At 41.8% G+C, this 16,717-nt stretch carries 12 protein-coding genes; 7 read left to right on the forward strand and 5 right to left on the reverse strand.

The window, feature by feature from the left end; all coding sequences use genetic code 11:
• The first annotated feature begins 165 nt into the window (after positions 1-165).
• The 5 genes from upp to NFU46_RS10515 all read left to right on the forward strand — a co-directional run bounded on the left by upp (position 166) and on the right by NFU46_RS10515 (position 6,919).
• Positions 166-795, forward strand: coding sequence for a uracil phosphoribosyltransferase (upp, locus tag NFU46_RS10495; RefSeq protein ID WP_054562437.1), 630 nt, complete (start codon positions 166-168; stop codon positions 793-795).
• Positions 796-804: 9 nt separating this feature from the next.
• Positions 805-2,043 carry a uracil-xanthine permease family protein gene (locus NFU46_RS10500; protein WP_251601687.1) on the forward strand — a complete coding sequence of 413 codons (1,239 nt, stop codon included), beginning with the start codon at positions 805-807 and terminating at the stop codon, positions 2,041-2,043.
• Positions 2,044-2,181: 138 nt separating this feature from the next.
• Positions 2,182-3,924, forward strand: coding sequence for an HAD-IIB family hydrolase (locus tag NFU46_RS10505; RefSeq protein ID WP_251601690.1), 1,743 nt, complete (start codon positions 2,182-2,184; stop codon positions 3,922-3,924).
• A complete protein-coding gene (locus NFU46_RS10510; protein ID WP_251601692.1) occupies positions 3,917-5,137 on the forward strand; it encodes a glycosyl transferase in 1,221 nt (406 codons plus the stop codon). The genes NFU46_RS10505 and NFU46_RS10510 overlap by 8 nt, the downstream gene beginning before the upstream one ends.
• A 12-nt stretch (positions 5,138-5,149) precedes the next feature.
• Positions 5,150-6,919: a sugar phosphorylase gene (locus NFU46_RS10515; protein WP_251601694.1), complete on the forward strand. Its 1,770-nt coding sequence runs from the start codon at positions 5,150-5,152 to the stop codon at positions 6,917-6,919.
• Between the two features lie 12 nt (positions 6,920-6,931).
• Here NFU46_RS10515 and NFU46_RS10520 read toward each other — a convergent pair whose 3' ends face one another.
• Together NFU46_RS10520 and NFU46_RS10525 are read right to left on the reverse strand one after the other, a co-directional pair.
• Positions 6,932-7,975, reverse strand: a complete 1,044-nt coding sequence (locus NFU46_RS10520; protein WP_251601696.1) for an ABC transporter substrate-binding protein — start codon at positions 7,973-7,975, stop codon at positions 6,932-6,934.
• Between the two features lie 149 nt (positions 7,976-8,124).
• The gene (locus tag NFU46_RS10525; RefSeq protein WP_251601698.1) at positions 8,125-10,971 is read right to left on the reverse strand and encodes a TonB-dependent receptor domain-containing protein; all 2,847 of its coding nucleotides are present in this window, start codon (positions 10,969-10,971) and stop codon (positions 8,125-8,127) included.
• A 336-nt stretch (positions 10,972-11,307) separates the two neighbouring features.
• Here NFU46_RS10525 and NFU46_RS10530 point away from each other — a divergent pair, with 336 nt between their 5' ends.
• Entirely contained in the window at positions 11,308-11,694 is a 387-nt protein-coding gene (locus tag NFU46_RS10530; RefSeq protein WP_251601700.1) for a cytochrome b562, read from the forward strand.
• Positions 11,695-11,751: 57 nt separating this feature from the next.
• Here NFU46_RS10530 and ykgO read toward each other — a convergent pair whose 3' ends face one another.
• Both ykgO and NFU46_RS10540 read right to left on the reverse strand, forming a co-directional pair.
• On the reverse strand, positions 11,752-11,889 hold the full coding sequence (gene ykgO / locus NFU46_RS10535) for a type B 50S ribosomal protein L36 (protein WP_251601703.1): 138 nt from the start codon (positions 11,887-11,889) through the stop codon (positions 11,752-11,754).
• Between the two features lie 17 nt (positions 11,890-11,906).
• Complete coding sequence (locus NFU46_RS10540) at positions 11,907-12,158, reverse strand: type B 50S ribosomal protein L31 (protein ID WP_062567146.1); 252 nt, start codon at positions 12,156-12,158, stop codon at positions 11,907-11,909.
• A gap of 249 nt (positions 12,159-12,407) precedes the next feature.
• Between NFU46_RS10540 and NFU46_RS10545 the strand changes: the two genes are divergently transcribed.
• Positions 12,408-12,635, forward strand: a complete 228-nt coding sequence (locus NFU46_RS10545) for a hypothetical protein (RefSeq protein ID WP_220095044.1) — start codon at positions 12,408-12,410, stop codon at positions 12,633-12,635.
• Positions 12,636-12,704: 69 nt separating this feature from the next.
• Here NFU46_RS10545 and NFU46_RS10550 read toward each other — a convergent pair whose 3' ends face one another.
• Positions 12,705-16,481: a S8 family serine peptidase gene (locus NFU46_RS10550; protein ID WP_251601705.1), complete on the reverse strand. Its 3,777-nt coding sequence runs from the start codon at positions 16,479-16,481 to the stop codon at positions 12,705-12,707.
• Positions 16,482-16,717: the final 236 nt, after the last annotated feature.

Here is a 16,717-nt window from a genome sequence, read left to right on the forward strand (position 1 = left end):
GTTAAACATTGCCGATGTGTGTTGTTGCAAAAAAATTAATATTTGCAGCTGATAGTGTAATTTTAGACCAATTCAAAGAATTAATGCGATGAACATGCATTTTTGCAGTCGAGAAGACTATTTTGCGCTAAAATAGGCGTAATTTATCTCATTTAGGTTCTACTTATGTCTATCCATGTAATTACTCATCCGTTAGTTCAACACAAACTTGGCCTTATGCGTGCAGAAGGTATTAGCACTAAAAGTTTTCGTGAGCTGTCGTCTGAAGTAGGTACTTTGCTTACTTACGAAGCAACAAAAAACCTACCATTAGAAAGTGTTCAAATCACAGGGTGGGATGGTTCAACATTAGATGTAGAACATATCAAAGGTAAAAAAATTACTGTTGTGCCTATTCTTCGTGCCGGCCTTGGTATGATGGATGGCGTAATGCAGTTATTACCTGCTGCAAAAGTAAGTGTTGTTGGTCTTCAGCGTAACGAAGAAACATTGGAGCCAGTGCCTTATTTTGAAAAGTTGGTTGGTAAAATTGATGAGCGCTTAAGCCTTGTTATTGACCCAATGCTTGCAACCGGTGGTTCAATGATTGCAACTATCGATATGCTTAAAAAAGCAGGCTGTAAAGATATTAAAGTGATTGTATTAGTAGCTGCACCAGAAGGCGTAGAAAAAACCCTTGCAGCCCACCCAGATGTTGAAATTTTCACAGCATCTTTAGACAGTCATTTAAACGAAAAAGGATATATCATTCCAGGCTTAGGAGATGCCGGTGACAAGATTTTTGGCACAGTGTAAGGCGCTCACGTGGAAAACCATCAAACATTTTCGTTAAAAACTATTCTAACTGGCGCGCAAATGCTGTTTGTAGCATTTGGCGCACTAGTACTTGTGCCGTTACTAACAGGCCTTGATCCCAATGTGGCTTTATTTACCGCAGGTTTAGGAACTTTACTGTTTCATGTGGTTACCAAAGGCCAAGTTCCCATCTTTTTAGCATCGTCTTTTGCTTTCATCGCACCTATTATCGCCTCGGTGCAAATGTGGGGCATTCCCGCAACTATGGGCGGTTTGATGGTGGCAGGCTTTTGCTATTTTGCGCTTAGCTTGATAGTAAAATTTAAAGGCGTGAATGCACTGCATAAAGTGTTACCTCCTGTGGTTGTTGGCCCTGTGATTATGGTGATTGGTTTAGCCTTAGCCCCCGTTGCTGTGAATATGGCAATGGGTAAAGCAGGGGATGGCAGTGCACAATTAGTTCCTTATGAGCAAGCAATTTGGGTTTCTGGTTTATCATTACTGGTTACGCTGATTTTTGCGGTATGGGGCAAAGGTGTATTTAAACTTATTCCAATTCTTGCTGGTGTGGTAGCAGGTTACCTTGCTTCGTTATTTATAGGTATTGTTGAATTTAATGCGGTCACCGAAGCAAACTGGTTTGCGGTACCGGCATATACTTATCCTGAGTTTAAATGGCAAGCTATTTTATTTATGGTGCCTGTGGCCATTGCGCCAGCAATTGAACATATTGGCGACATGATGGCTATTAGCCAAGTAACAGGTAAAGACTATTTAAAGAAACCGGGTTTACACCGTACTTTACTGGGTGATGGCTTAGCAACTTCTGCGGCATCGGTTTTTGGTGGTCCACCTAATACAACGTACTCTGAAGTAACGGGGGCGGTAATGCTTACACGTAACTTCAACCCTCGAGTGATGCTTTGGACGGCAATTATCGCAATTGTGCTCGCGTTTGTGGCAAAAATGGGTGCTGGTTTACAAACGATTCCGGTACCTGTGATGGGCGGCATCATGATTTTACTATTTGGCTCTATCGCCGTTGTTGGTTTAAATACCTTAGTAAAATCAGGTGAAGACCTTACCGCGCCTCGCAACTTGACTATCATCGCACTGATTTTAGTGTTTGGTATTGGTGGTATGCATATCGGTGGTGATGAGTTTAGTTTGCAAGGTGTGAGCTTATGCGCAATTTTGGGGATTATCTTAAATGCTGTTCTCCCCAAAGCAGTGCAACAAGCTGATTAGAACTTAAAAACTGCTTGAATATTGCACCAAAAAAGCGCATTAAATATGCGCTTTTTTTGTAACTAACTAAAATTTAAGGAGTTATAAAACTGGTCTACTAACTGCATTTATCTCTATGTCATACTGGTAGGAGCGATTATGCAAGAGGCAAATGTTGTGGATATTACCCCGTTTTTAGCGAAGCATCAGTTACCACTCAAGTATCAATACTTAAGTGAGCAGTTTTTTATACCCCTCGCGCACGATATCTTAAGCGCAAAAATGACCGGCCAACCTATGCTGGTGGCGATTAACGGCTGCCAAGGGTCAGGTAAAACGACCCTCGCTGATTTTTTAGTGACCTGGGTTAATAGCAATACCGAATTTAATAGCGTGTCATTATCAATCGATGACTTTTATTTAAGTCGTGATGCACGCAACGAGCTTGCTAAAGATGTTCATCCTTTGTTTGCGAGTCGTGGTGTACCGGGTACGCATGATACGCAATTAATGGAGCAAACCTTATCGGCCTTGTTGGCAGGTAAAGTGGATGTGCCATTACCTCAATTTGATAAACTAACTGATGATCCGGTGCCAAAAGACCAGTGGTCTAGTAATCAAAAGCCGATTGATATCGTGTTTTTTGAAGGCTGGTGTGTAGCCAGTACACCTCAGCAGCCTTATCAACTGCAAAGTCCGGTAAATGAATTAGAGCAACTAGAAGATGCCGACGGCATTTGGCGTCGCTGCGTAAATAGTTGCTTAGCGAATGAATATCAAAATGTATTCGCGATGGCCGATTACACCATTATGTTAAAAGCGCCTTCATTTGAAGATGTGTATGCGTGGCGCTTAGAGCAAGAGCATAAACTAATTGCCAAAAAAGGCCAGGGGCAGGGCACGTTTGACGAAGTGAGTTTAAAGCGTTTTATCTCTCATTTTGAACGTATTACGCGGGAAAATTTAGCCACTCTTGCGCACAGTGTTGATGCGTTATTATTGCTCGATACCGAGCGTGATATTACCAAGATGGAACTTCTCGCTGACCAGATTGCTCAGCCACTTATTTTTACTGACTTAGACGGCACATTGCTCGATCACGACAGTTACGAATGTGAGGTGATCAAACCATTTTTGGCAAAGTTGAATGATACCGGTGTCAATGTGATTTTTAATACCAGCAAAACCTTTGCTGAAGTCACTGATATTCAAAAAGGTTTGGATCATCATCAACCCTTTATTGTGGAAAATGGTGCGGCTGTTTATATCCCGAAAGACTATTTTAAAGTAAAGCCGATTGGCTGTGATGACTATAAAGGTTATTGGCGTTTTGCTATGACGCAAAGTACCGATAAATTGCATGACGATCTTAAACAATATGCGAGTCAATTTAGTCATTGTGTACGCTTATTTAGCCAATTTAGTGCACAAGAAATAGCTGAATTGACAGGACTCCCCGTTGATAAGAGTGAACTAGCTTTACAAAGACAGTACTCAGATCCGGTTTGTTTCTCGGGCAGCGATGAAGAAAAGCAAGGCTTGATAGATGCAATGAGCCAAGCAGGCTACGAAGTGCTTGTTGGCGGCCGTTTTATTCATTTAACCAAAGGTAACAACAAAGGGCTTGCACAAAAGTGGCTGTTAAATCAGTTCAAAAAAGCCTATCGCAATCCATTTACTGTGATAGCCCTTGGCGACAGTCAAAACGATGTCGCCATGCTAAAAGCGGCCGACACCGCTATTTTAATCAATAACCCTGGCAGCCAAGTACAATCACAAATATTACAAAAAGCATGGCAGCTCAGCGAAAAACCAGCCCCAGCTGGTTGGGTTCAAGAAGTTTCTGCGTTAACTATCATCAAAGCGCGTTTTGCAGCAAAACAGGAGCAATCTCATGGCTGATTTTTATCAAAATGGCATTATCACGACCTTACACAATATTGCTGACCGCCCAGTAGAAGAACTAGAAAAAGAGTTGTTGGGCTTTTCAAAACAACGCCCAATGGGCCTAATTTTACCTTCGCTTTACAGTGAGCTAGAAGGACCCGCTCTGCAAAATATTATTGCTGAGCTGAAACATGTGCCTTATTTATCGCAAATTACCATTGGTCTAGATCGCGCTGATGAAAGCCAATATCGCCATGCACTGCAGTTTTTTGCGGAGCTTGATCAGCCTCATAAGGTACTTTGGAATGATGGCCCGCGTTTACAAGCTCTTGATAAAGAACTACAAAAATTGGGCGTTGCGCCACGAGAGCTAGGTAAAGGTCGCAATGTTTGGTATTGCATGGGCTATAAGTTGGCAACCTCAAAAGTAGAGTCAATTGCACTGCATGACTGCGATATTTTGACTTACGACAGAGCGCTATTAGCACGTTTAATTTACCCCGTTGCTCACCCTCGTTTTAACTATGAATTTTGTAAAGGGTTTTATCCGCGCACCGCTGATGGCAAAATTAATGGCCGCGTGTCACGTTTGCTAGTAACGCCGTTATTGCGTTCATTCAAAACAATATTAGGCAGCAACGATTACTTAGAATATATGGATTCATTTCGTTACCCATTAGCAGGTGAGTTTTCATTCCGCCGTGATGTACTTAATGATATTCGTATTCCAAGTGACTGGGGCTTAGAAATTGGCGTGCTATCAGAGATGTATCGTAATTACTCGCATAACCGTTTATGTCAGGTCGATATTGCTGATAACTATGATCACAAACACCAAGACTTATCGCTAGAAAACCAAGCGGCGGGCTTGTCGAAAATGTCGATTGATATCACCAAAGCTTTATTTAGAAAGCTGGCTACCCAAGGGGTGACTTTTACGACAGAAACGATTCGCTCATTAAAGGCAACCTATTACCGTATTGCACTCGATTTTATTGAAACCTATCACAACGATGCGTTAATGAATGGCTTAACACTTGATATTCATCATGAAGAAAAAGCCGTTGAAATGTTTGCTCAAAATATTATGAATGCAGGTCAGCACTTTTTAGAAAACCCAATGGAAGCACCCTTTGTGCCGAGTTGGAACCGAGTAGCTTCGGCAATGCCAGAGGTGTTTGCTCGCTTAGAAGAAGCCGTAGAGCTTGATAACAAAGAATATATTTAACGGGGAAGGCACGTGACTTTAGAGCTTTTGCAACAAAGGGTTATTCAGCATTTAACCTGCATCTACAGCGAAGTTGAGCTATCAACAACGCTTGAACAACTCGCAGACAGGCTTATCAATACCATGTTAGGTGATGATCCTGTTCGAGACCCAACGCCGCATAAAAACCGTTGGGATGAGCAAGATATGATTTTAATTGCTTACGGTGATTCGATTATTCGTCATGCTAATACGGATGAAGCCGTTGCTAAGCCTGAAGAGCCGCCTTTGCAAACGTTACATCGCTTTGTAAAAAACCAATGCTTACCTGAACTTAATGCACTGCACATCTTGCCGTTTTACCCATATAGCTCAGATGAAGGCTTCGCGGTAATGAACTATGTGCAAGTGAATGAAGCGTTAGGTAGTTGGCAGCATATCCGCGATATTTCAGCGGATGTTAGGTTGATGGCAGATTTGGTGATCAACCACTGCTCTAGCCGCAGCGTTTGGTTTGAAAACTTTATTCAGGGCAAAGAGCCGGGAAAAGGGTATTTTAAAACGGCAAGCCAGAGTGATGACCTTGTGCAAGTTGTCCGCCCGAGAACATCACCCCTTTTACAGGCGGTTGAAACTAAAGACGGTTTGCAACATGTGTGGTGTACCTTTAGTCATGACCAAGTCGACTTTGATTTTGCTAACCCAGATGTGCTTAATGAATTTGTCAGCATTATTCGTCATTATTTAGATAACGGTGTGCGTATATTCCGCCTTGATGCGGTGGCTTTTTTATGGAAAAAACTCAATACCCGCTGCATTAACCTGCCTGAGACACATGAAGTGATCAGGCTGCTTCGCACCCTTATTGAGCATTTTGAGCCTAATGTGATTATTATCACAGAAACTAATATCCCGAACCGCGAAAACCTATCGTACTTTGGTAATGCCAACGAAGCGCATTGTATTTACAACTTTTCATTACCACCGCTGTTATTACATACCTTACTCAGTGGCGACAGTACCGCATTAAAACATTGGATGATGAGTATGCCACCTCCTCAAGAAGGGACGGCATACTTTAACTTTATAGCTTCACATGATGGTATTGGCTTGCGCCCCGTTGAAGGCTTGTTGGAGCAAAGTGAAATTGCCGAAATGGTCAATACTACGGCTAAATATGGCGGTAAAGTCTCATTACGCACCGCCCCAGATGGCACCAATACACCTTATGAGTTAAACATTGCCTTATTTGATGCATTGCAAGGTACCCATAAAGGCCCAGATAAATGGGGTGTTGCACGCTTTTTATGTGCGCATGCCATTATGTTTGCGCTTGAAGGTATTCCAGGTTTGTATATTCATAGCTTACTCGGTACCACCAATGATTATGAACGCTTTGAAAACAGCCAACATAACCGAGCGATTAACCGACACCGCTGGCAAGAGTCAGATTTACTAGCAAAGCTGAGTAATGAAAATGCCCATCATCGTACTGTGTTTAAAGCGATGAAAAACCTAATGGCTATTCGTAAGGCGCAAAGTGCATTTCACCCTAATGCGACGCAATATACGTTACATTTAAGCGAAGGGCTCTTTGGTTTTTGGCGACAAAGTATCAACCGTTCGCAAAGTATGTTTTGTGTTTATAACATTAGTGACGAGCCGCAAACGCTTACGCTTGCCGACTTAAATTTGATTGGTACAGAGCAATGGCGAGATTTGATAAGCGGTGAGCAAATTACTGAGCAAACACAAACAATGTCGCTAACCCCATACCAAGCTGTATGGCTCAGCAATAAATAATGTAAATGCCCTTTACAGTTTGCTATTGGTTACCTCTAAAAGAAGTGATTCAACACTGAAGGGAAGGGCATTTTTATTCGCATTACTGAAAACGCGAAAGTTAATTGCTAAGTTATCACTGTGAATTTGTTCAACTAGCTTAAGCGTTTGTTTGCTATGTTGGCTGAAAATGGCCACTTCATGATGCATAGTTCCGGTTGCGTAATTATTGAGTAGATCATGAACATTTACTATAGCTAAAGCCCCTAGCGTAACATGACCACCGATAGTGACGTCTATTTTTTCTGCCACAACTCTGAGTGGCCAATTTATTGCGCCAACCAATACATCTTTGCGTTTATTTAACTCATCAAGCGCTGCAATAGCCCCTAATGCCATGGCATCATTGGCAGCCCAAACCATATTGATGTTAGATTGATGGCTAAAGTAGCCAAGACTCTGGCGATACGCTTGTGTTGCTGACCAGTTGGCAACTGTTTTAGCGGTGATATTAGCATTATCATGCGTTTGAACACTTTGCTCTAAACTTTGCTCTCTATCAAGTGCTGCATGAGTGGTGTAATCACCATTAATCGCGAGAATATTTGCCGTGTGCTGAGCTTTTTCAATCAGTTTTTCAGCTAATAATTGACCCGATTGTTTGTTATCGGGCACAACGCTACCTGCGATATTAATACCATGATCAATCAAACGGTTTAGTTCTTGTTCTGATGGGCGGTTAAGTAAAAAATAGATGGGCGTAGAGATGTGCTTTAAGCTTAAAAGTTGTTGGGTAAGCACACTTTTCTCATCAACTAAAATCAGCATGTCTGGCTTTGCTTTTATCGCTTTAGCCACTAATGACTTCATTTCAATATGATTTCGGTTGGCATAATGAATCGTTAATTCGAGATTAAAGTCTTTGGCAGCATCACGCATCAACTGCGACACTTCAAACCAAAACGGGCCTGTGACATTGGTATCGGCATGACCTGGGTTTATAAAAATAATACTTTGCTTGGCAAAAACACTCGGTAAGCAAAATAGGCAGATAATGAAAAATACCGTTTTGAGCATAGTCTTATTAAGTTAAAAGGCCGGTAGGGAAGAGTATAGCTTGAATTGTCAGGTTTTAAGTAAATGATTGGAATAGGATAGTTTTTTAATATCTGATAGAAAAAGGGCTGCACAAATGTGCAGCCCCAAGGGAATCAAATATTTTACGATTAGAAATCGTAAGATAGTCTTAAGTAGCCGAAACGACCGATGTTGTCGTAACTTGCACTACCAGAACCTGTACCTCTTGTACCGAATGGAAGCTCACGGTTAAAGATGTTATCAACACCTACTTTCACACCAAAGCCGCTTTCGAAGTTATAACCAACAGTTGCGTCAGAAATAACATAGCTACCAAACTTCATTAAGCTATTTGGATTCGGGTTATCTTCTAACTCTTGGTCTGTGTAAAGGCTTACTTCATCTAGGTAACGTGTATCAAACGTTGCAAAGAAACCATCACGCTTATAAGAGATAGTTAAGTTAGCTTGCCATTTCGCTTCACCCGTTGTACCTGCGTACTCGATGTAATCTTCAGGTTGGTCTTGGAATGGGAACTCTTTACGTTCAATTAGGTAAGTACCAATTAAACGTGTAGAGAAGTCGCCGTCTAGTGCGTCAAAGTCATAACCTAACTCAAAGTCAACACCCGATGCTTCTTGACCAGAAACGTTCAGAACTGAGTTTTGAATAAGTGTAATTTCATGTGAGCTGCTATCACGCGTGATCAGGTTACAGTATTGGTTATTAATACCACCTTCTGCATCTACACAGCGGTCAAGAATTTCTTGAGAAGCAATCGTTGTAATTGCGTCTTCTAATTCAATTTTCCAATAGTCGATTGTAACAACTGAGTTTTCTAGGAATGACGGCTGGTAAACTAAACCAATTGTAGTACTGGTTGACTCTTCACCTTTAACATCTTTGTTACCGCTTACTAAACCTTCAAGGGTTTGTGAATCGTAATCTGATTCAAAACCAGCAGGAACACCTAATGCTGCACAGTTTGCACGGCGAACTTCTGAGTTTTGTAAATCATCTAGGTTATCTGCTAAACAAGGATCATCTACGTTGTAGAATGTTTGGCTCGGTGCACCGAAAATTTCACCAATGTTTGGCGCACGTAATGCTTCAGATTGTGTTGCACGTACACGTAGTTGATCGTTAACAGTCCAATCTAAACCAACTTTCCAGCTTGTTGCATCACCAATTGTGCTGTAGTCAGCGTAACGTACCGCTGTATCAAGTACTAAGTCTTGAACAAGTGGCAAGTCAGCTAGTAGCGGGATTGATGCTTCGAAGTAAATTTCGTTTACATCAAAATCACCTTTGTCTTCACCAAGTGCGTTAAAGAACGTACCTACTGCGTTATCTGGCTCTTTAGTTTCACTTTCTTCTTTACGGTATTCAACACCGGCAGCAAAACCAACATAGCCTGCTGGTAATTCATAAATTGCTGAGTTTGCAAGTGATGCTGTTACTACTGTTTGAGTAATTTCAGAAGTACCTGTTGATACTGTATTAATGTAATCAATCGCTTCTTGGCTTGGTGCACCAAAGCCCATGATGTTTACAGGTACACAACCTTCAGCGCGCGCTTCTTCACTACGACAAACAACATTACCTTCGCCATCATCAACAGCGTCAAGGGCATTGTAGTAGTTTGCCATAATCATGTTAGCGCCATTAATACGCTCTAAGTCAGTTTGGCCATGAACAACTGATGCATCTAATTCCCAGTCATTGAATACTGTGCCTCTTAAGCCTGCAACAAAGCGGGTTGTTTCACGTGTGTTGTTTTCAATACGACGACCTAAATCTGTCATCATACGGTTAACCATGATTGAGCTAACACCTTCTTGTTCCATTAGATCTTTAACACTTGAGTCAAGGTATGGGTTGTCAATCTTGATGCTGTTATTTGGGTTAAAGAAGAAAAATGCTGGTTGGCCAATGCTTTCGCCTTCGCTGTTTACATATTTTGCTTCAAAATACGCATTCATGTCTTCTGCAACGTCATAGTTTACTTTAAAGTTTACGTTGTAACGTTCAAATTCAGGCTGAATTTCATTGAATTGTGCAAGGTTAAACGAGTCGCAATCAGCACATGATAGGCCATCTACTCGGTCACCAATATAAAGCTCTCGAAGGCTGCCATCTGGGTTGAATGAGTTAACATAGCCATTGCTTGATGCAAAAACACCTGCATTATTAATCGCATAATAACCAGCATTTGGCGTGTAAATTCTATCAGGGAAATTTGGATCGTCTTTATTCTCTTCTGTCTGAGCCGGGTTACGCAAGCTGCTATAAGAGCCATCAGTCCAGGGATGGTCAAGTGCATTAAGTGTATCTTGGCCTGAATATTCAACAGCAAAGGCTACATTACCACGGTCATTATCGAAGTTTGTACCGTATGAAAACGTTGCTTTTACGTTTTTGTAATCACTTAGTTCAGAGGCACCTTTGGTTACACTAACACTTAGACCTTCGATATTCTTTTTAAGAATGAAGTTAACTACACCCGTTACAGCATCGGCACCGTATACGGCTGATGCACCACCTGTGATGATTTCAACTCGTTCCACCCATGAGCTTGGAATTGTATTGGTATCAACTGATTGGGTACCAGCAGAACTTGAAACATGGCGTTTGCCATCGACAAGAACAAGTGTACGAGCTGTGCCCATATTACGTAAATCAAGAATGTTAAGGCCCGCAGTACCAATAAAACGACCTGAGTTTGATAGTGAATAAGTATTACCAAGTGCTGGTAATTTATTTAGTGCCTCACCAATATTAACCGCGCCAGTGTTAACTAAGTCTTCACCGCTGATCACTGTCACTGGGGCTGGGGCAATAGCACCTTCACGTAAAATGCGAGAACCTGTTACTTCGATACGGTCGATTGATTTTGCGCCTTCTTCTTCAGCAGCTAAAGATTGGCTAGAAATGGCAAGTGCCGATGAGCATAGAGCAAGCTTTATGCTAGCACCTAAATAATTATTTTTTATCATTGTTTCACCTGTTACTTTATTGTTTTATCCCTGAATGGATGTGTTAACTGTGTTTTTAAAATGTTAACGAATGGGACTTTATCATTGTTCCTATTTTTTGCAAATCAAAACTTCGTAGCAATTTGTAGTATAAATAAACTTTTCTATTACAAAGGCTTATAGGTTTTTATTATTTTCACTAAATCATGTCACTATTTATTGCTAATGATAATTATTGTTCTTTGATGCGTTTTTGTAGATGGTACTATTGTATTGCAAATTAGACCTTGCTCTTGTATTAGGCCAGTGACATGTTTCGGTTTATAATGACGACAAGGTTTTACACATGAGTATCTTATGAAATTAATTCTTGTCACTTTGTTGCTGTTTTTTTCGAGTTTCGGTTCTGCCTCGGATATTGACCTTGAGGCCAATATGAAAAACATGGGGCTTGCTTATAAAAACTCAGTGCGAGCAACTGATTTAGCCACCTTTAATACCGCTATCGATGAATTTATTGAGTTGTTAGAGACTGCCAAAACAGCTGATTTTAAACAGCATAAAACAGCGTCTTTAGAAGGGCTTGATAAAGTCATAAATCAAGCAAAGCAAGCTAAGCAACTTGCAACGACCCGTGGCCTTGAAGCTGCAAAAGCGCCGCTTAAATCTATTGATGAGCTACGTAAGAAATACCATGAGCTACATGAGCCGCCAGGTTTTTGGGAGTTGTTATTTGGCAAATAAAAATAAACTAACGAGTTAGATTTACTTTAATTTAAAAAAGGTGCCTCGGCACCTTTTTTAAAGCTTTTTCTTTTTACCCTGAACTGCCTTCAAGCGCGGATTGTCTTTATTAATAACATAGACACGACCTTTACGCTTTACGATTTGGCAGCCCGGGCGGTTCTTCGCACTTTTTAATGAACTTAACACTTTCATGTTCTTTCCTATAGCAACTACTTGCTCGCTAAGTTTTTGAAACGACGATTAAACGCAGCAACACGGCCATCGCTTGCAACGGCTTTTTGCTTACCGGTATAAAACGGGTGTGAATCGCTTGATACGTCAATTGGCACATAAGGGTAGGTTTTGCCCTCAAGTTCTACTGTGCGCGAAGTTTTAATTGTCGAACCAATAATAAAGTAGCTGTCTGCCGCTGTATCATGAAACGCGACTTGCTGGTAATCAGGGTGGATATTTGGCTTCATAATGGAACTCTTTGTTATGTGATAATGTATCGATTATAGGGTGGTTGACTATTTAGATCAAGATAAAAATGATTCTTATTTATATTCTTTTGTCTTAATTTTGTACAAGCTGAACAATCAATAAGCAGTTAGATTTAAAAAGCTGGATATTGTCGATAAGGCTGTTATAACTAGGTATGCGTGCTTATTTTAAAGAAGGATAAGGAAGTGAATGATAAAACTAGCCGTGAAGAACTAGATCAAAATGTAATGAACACGCTTCGCGATAAAGACCATTCTGTTTTAGCTAATCATGTAGACACCTTGTCGTGTACTCACAACGATATTATTGAGTTGTTGGCACAGTATTTAGCTCTGAGTGAACAAGATGATGATGAGCGTTTTGATACCTGGTTTGATAATCTAAGTAAAGAGCAACACACCGTTGTGAAGACTTTCGAAGTGTATCGTGGTCAGTACGAGCATTTAGATTCTTAATACTTGATCATGTTGTTTTTACATGAAAAAAGCCACCCGAAGGCGGCTTTGCTGATTAGCGCTAACTAATTAATCTAACATGTAAGCTCGCATGGTAATTTGCTCAGCTTGGCTTGAACCATAATCTGAAACAATCGTTCGAATATGGACAAAGTCACCGACGTTGCCAGTATTAGGGATCGTAGCTATCCATTCACCGTCAATATGTTCAACCTGTGCATCTAACCAGTTTTCGCTTGAGAACTTGGTTGATACAGGGCAATAGATATAAGCAGGCACGTTAGCAATTGTGCATTCTTGGCCGTACGCATATTGGAACTGTACATCTGCCAGCGCCACTTCACCTACACCGTCCAGTAAACCCGTTAACTTAACGTGAGCCGCTTCACCCGCTTTCATGCTGTTGTTAATATCAACCGGTAAATCAACCATAGGCACTAAAATTGGCTGAACACCTTGTTGCTGCTCGTCAGCCGTAAATGTATAGAAACCTTGGTAAAGAGAACCTAGCTTATCATTTATTGGAGAGCGCTCACCAACACCACGGGCATAAGAACGCATTTCTAAGGTAATTTGATGAGAGCCCGGCTCAAGAGTTAACGTACCTTGATACGGAGAGGCTAGCTCACCATTTACTTTTAAACCAAAGGCTGAGCTACCCATAAAGCCAAAAATACCATCATGGTTTGCGGCATCGCCAAACGAGGCAAGGTTAAAGTAAAGAACATTGGTATCGCGGCTAATAATCGCCGAGCCACTGCTGCCTAAGCTACCAGCACGTGGACCTTTAAACCAAGTAGTGCTTTGCTCAGCACCTTCAGTCATAGCGCGTGGACCATCAAAATAAGCGCCACCACTTTGAATTTGATAGTTTGGCATAACGACATTCGTCCATGCATTTTTTGTACTTGCTGTGTAATATTCATCACGCTGATGAGGCAACATAATTAACTGTGAGCTACCTGTTGAGTAGAACTCTCCGGTACTGTTGGTCATTGCCATAACATCAGTCCATGCAGGGCGCTCATCATTTTGCGAGTGATAAGACGCACTCATTTTATGCATTTTATGTTCAGCAATATTGATTTGCCCAGATTGAATTCGGCCATCAGTAATATGGTTGATTGAATAAGCATAAGGTGAGCGTTCAGCCGCAATACCAGACCAGCTAACGATATTGTTGCCAGCCTCTATTTCTGCCATTAAGGCTTCACCTTGTTCGGTACTAATACCAATCACGGGGACTTTTGGTGTGCCTGTGATTGCCCCTTTATATCGGCCGCCACGACCAGGACGATAAAAAATCACACCGCTGGCGCCATTTTTCATCGCATTACCGACCATGTAAGACGTGAGGTAATTAGGGTTAGCAATAAGCGCAATTTTTCCGTCTAACTCAAATTGGCTCCAGTCAGTGCTGTAACCAGCATCACCTACTGGCACGACTTCTGCAGAGCCTTCACCATGAAAAGACAGTGCTAAACCTTGTTTGATGTAATCAAGTTCAACCCCATTTTGCATCGTGACGGTTGTTTCTGGAGCTACCGCGCGGGTGGTGATAAATGAGCGAAAACGATCGTCATGACCTTGTGACCATGCATACATATCATTTACGTAATCAGGTGCCATTTCGATAGCTGCAAGCTTCGCAACTTCTTGATCGTCAATCGCGTAAGTAAAGCCAAATGAATAACCTTGTGGATCAAGAGGCTGGTCAGCTTTGAAGGTGACAGGTTGAGCGTTACGTGCATCAAAGTTAATCTCTGTTTTGCCATCAATCTTACGATTTAATACAGCCATTTGTGCCGCTGATTCAACTAAACCAGAGCTGGTTTGCTGATTATCGTAAGTCATAATGTTAGCAATCAACGTATAGTAACCAGCAGGTACATCGATATTGGCTTTACCGCCAGTGAGCCTAACAAGACTGCCCCAATCATCTTCTTCATTAATTAAGTAAAGCTTTGATGGCGAGCCTGCTTGATTACCCCAGCGATCAGTCAGGTTTACCGTTAAATTAACGTGAGGTTGGTCAATCCAAAATGATACTGGCACAGTTACTTGTTGGTCGGTATTGCCAACGGTTGTGCCTGTGATACGACCTGTAATTGCACCATAAGCACTGTTATTAAGTGCCACACTAGGGTCAATCCACATAGGGACTTGAGCAACACCTTTGGCTGGGATTGTCACAGATTTAATATCTAATCCTGCCAAGGTCGCCGGTAATTGTGTTTTGCCATCTTCACCAATTAAGTCTAATTTCAATTTTAATTTAATACTTTCATCAGACGTGTTTGTTAGCGTGATCTGTGTTTCGGTAAATGCACTATTGGCATTATCAAAGTAGCCAAGTTCACGGTTTGCAGGGGCCACAATAGCTTGGTCAATGGCACGGTCGATATTCATGGCACCGGCACCTTGCTCAAGGACGTGTGAGTCACCACTAAATACAGATGATGTAAGCACGTCTTTAATTTCTTTTGGCGTAAGGTCTTGGCGAGCTTGCATTACAATTGCAGCACCACCGGCAACATGAGGGGCAGCCATTGATGTGCCTGAATACACGCGGTAGGCCGTATCACCTAAGCCACCAGAAGCCGCGGCAACCACAGAGACACCTTGCGAGGCAATATCTGGTTTTGCTGAGTGGCCATCTGGCGATGGACCGCGTGAAGAGAACGACGCCGTATTGCCGTCACGATCAATGGCACCCACGGTTAGTGCACTTGGCGCACAGCCCGGTGAACCAATTGTTTCGCGGGTAAAGCTATTGCCTGCAGAGATAACAAATAAAGCTTTATCGCTAAGCGCTTCAACCATCTCAACCAATGGGCCACTACAAGTTGTTGCCGTACCACCCAATGACATATTTACAATATTAGCGTGCTCAGAAAGCACGGCCCATTGCATGCCATTTAAAATACCGTAAGTTGAACCTGAACCCGTATTACTTAATACTTTACCGATAATTAAATCGGCAGCTGGTGCCACACCGACCCATTTACCTTCTGACTCATGACCATTGCCTGCAACGGTTGAGGCTGTATGAGTACCATGACCATTTAAATCATCTACACCGTTGCTCGAAAAAGTAAAATCACGGGATGCAATGACGCGACCTTGTAAGTCTGGGTGCTCGGTATCGTAGCCTGTATCAAGCACGGCAACTTTAATACCTGCGCCATTATAGTTAATCGCTGACTCACCATATGCGCCGGTTAGTGGGACTGTTGGAGTCAGTGTTTCTGACTGGGTAACCTTGTGAGCATGAACGACAGCATCAAGCCAAATACCTTCAACGTCAGCTTGTGCAACCAGGGTTTGCCAAGTTTGCGCTGCTTTGTCTTTGTTGATTGCAAATGCGGCGCTGTCGATTAGCTCAATTTCACCGGTTAATGACATACCAGCAAGCGTTGCTGGGACTGCAGGTCCTGCAAGGGTGCCGTCGCGGTATTCAACAATGACGGGGAGCGCGTCGGTTGATGCATCATCGTAACCCGATTCATATAACTTATTAATGTTAAATAACTCTAAATCGATCGCATTTGAATCAACTAAGGCTTGAGCATGGTTTGGAACAACATAGGTGTTGTTACCACGTTTAAAGATACTGGTGAATGTATCTGAACCATCTGCATTCACTAATCGAATGCCGCCTAGCTTGCCGTCTTTATTGACAACAGCCGATACTTTGTCCCCAGTGATCAAAGTGAATGTAAGGGCATCCGCTTTACTTTGTTGTGTAACAAATGATTCTTCTGCGGTTGCTGGTTGGGCAATCGATAAGCCGAGCATGGCTAAGTAGGTCGCCTTTAAGCGACCAAGCCTTGGAAAAGGTTTCATCTTTTCATCCTGTATTTTGATTTAATTAGTTTGGAAGAAAGGAGTTATTGCTAGGTGTCAAAACAACAAATATGACAAGAGCAATAACTCAACCAGACCAATCTATCGATCATGCAGATGAAAACCTACAAAACAAAGGTAGCAAATTGTATTAACCTATCTGTAACAAAATAAACACTGTTGTAACTTTGTGCGGTCATTCAGTTTCGCTTCATTTTAAGCGCAAAAATGAGAGG

It is taken from the genome of Pseudoalteromonas sp. NCCP-2140 (assembly GCF_023708065.1).
Lineage (GTDB): Bacteria > Pseudomonadota > Gammaproteobacteria > Enterobacterales > Alteromonadaceae > Pseudoalteromonas.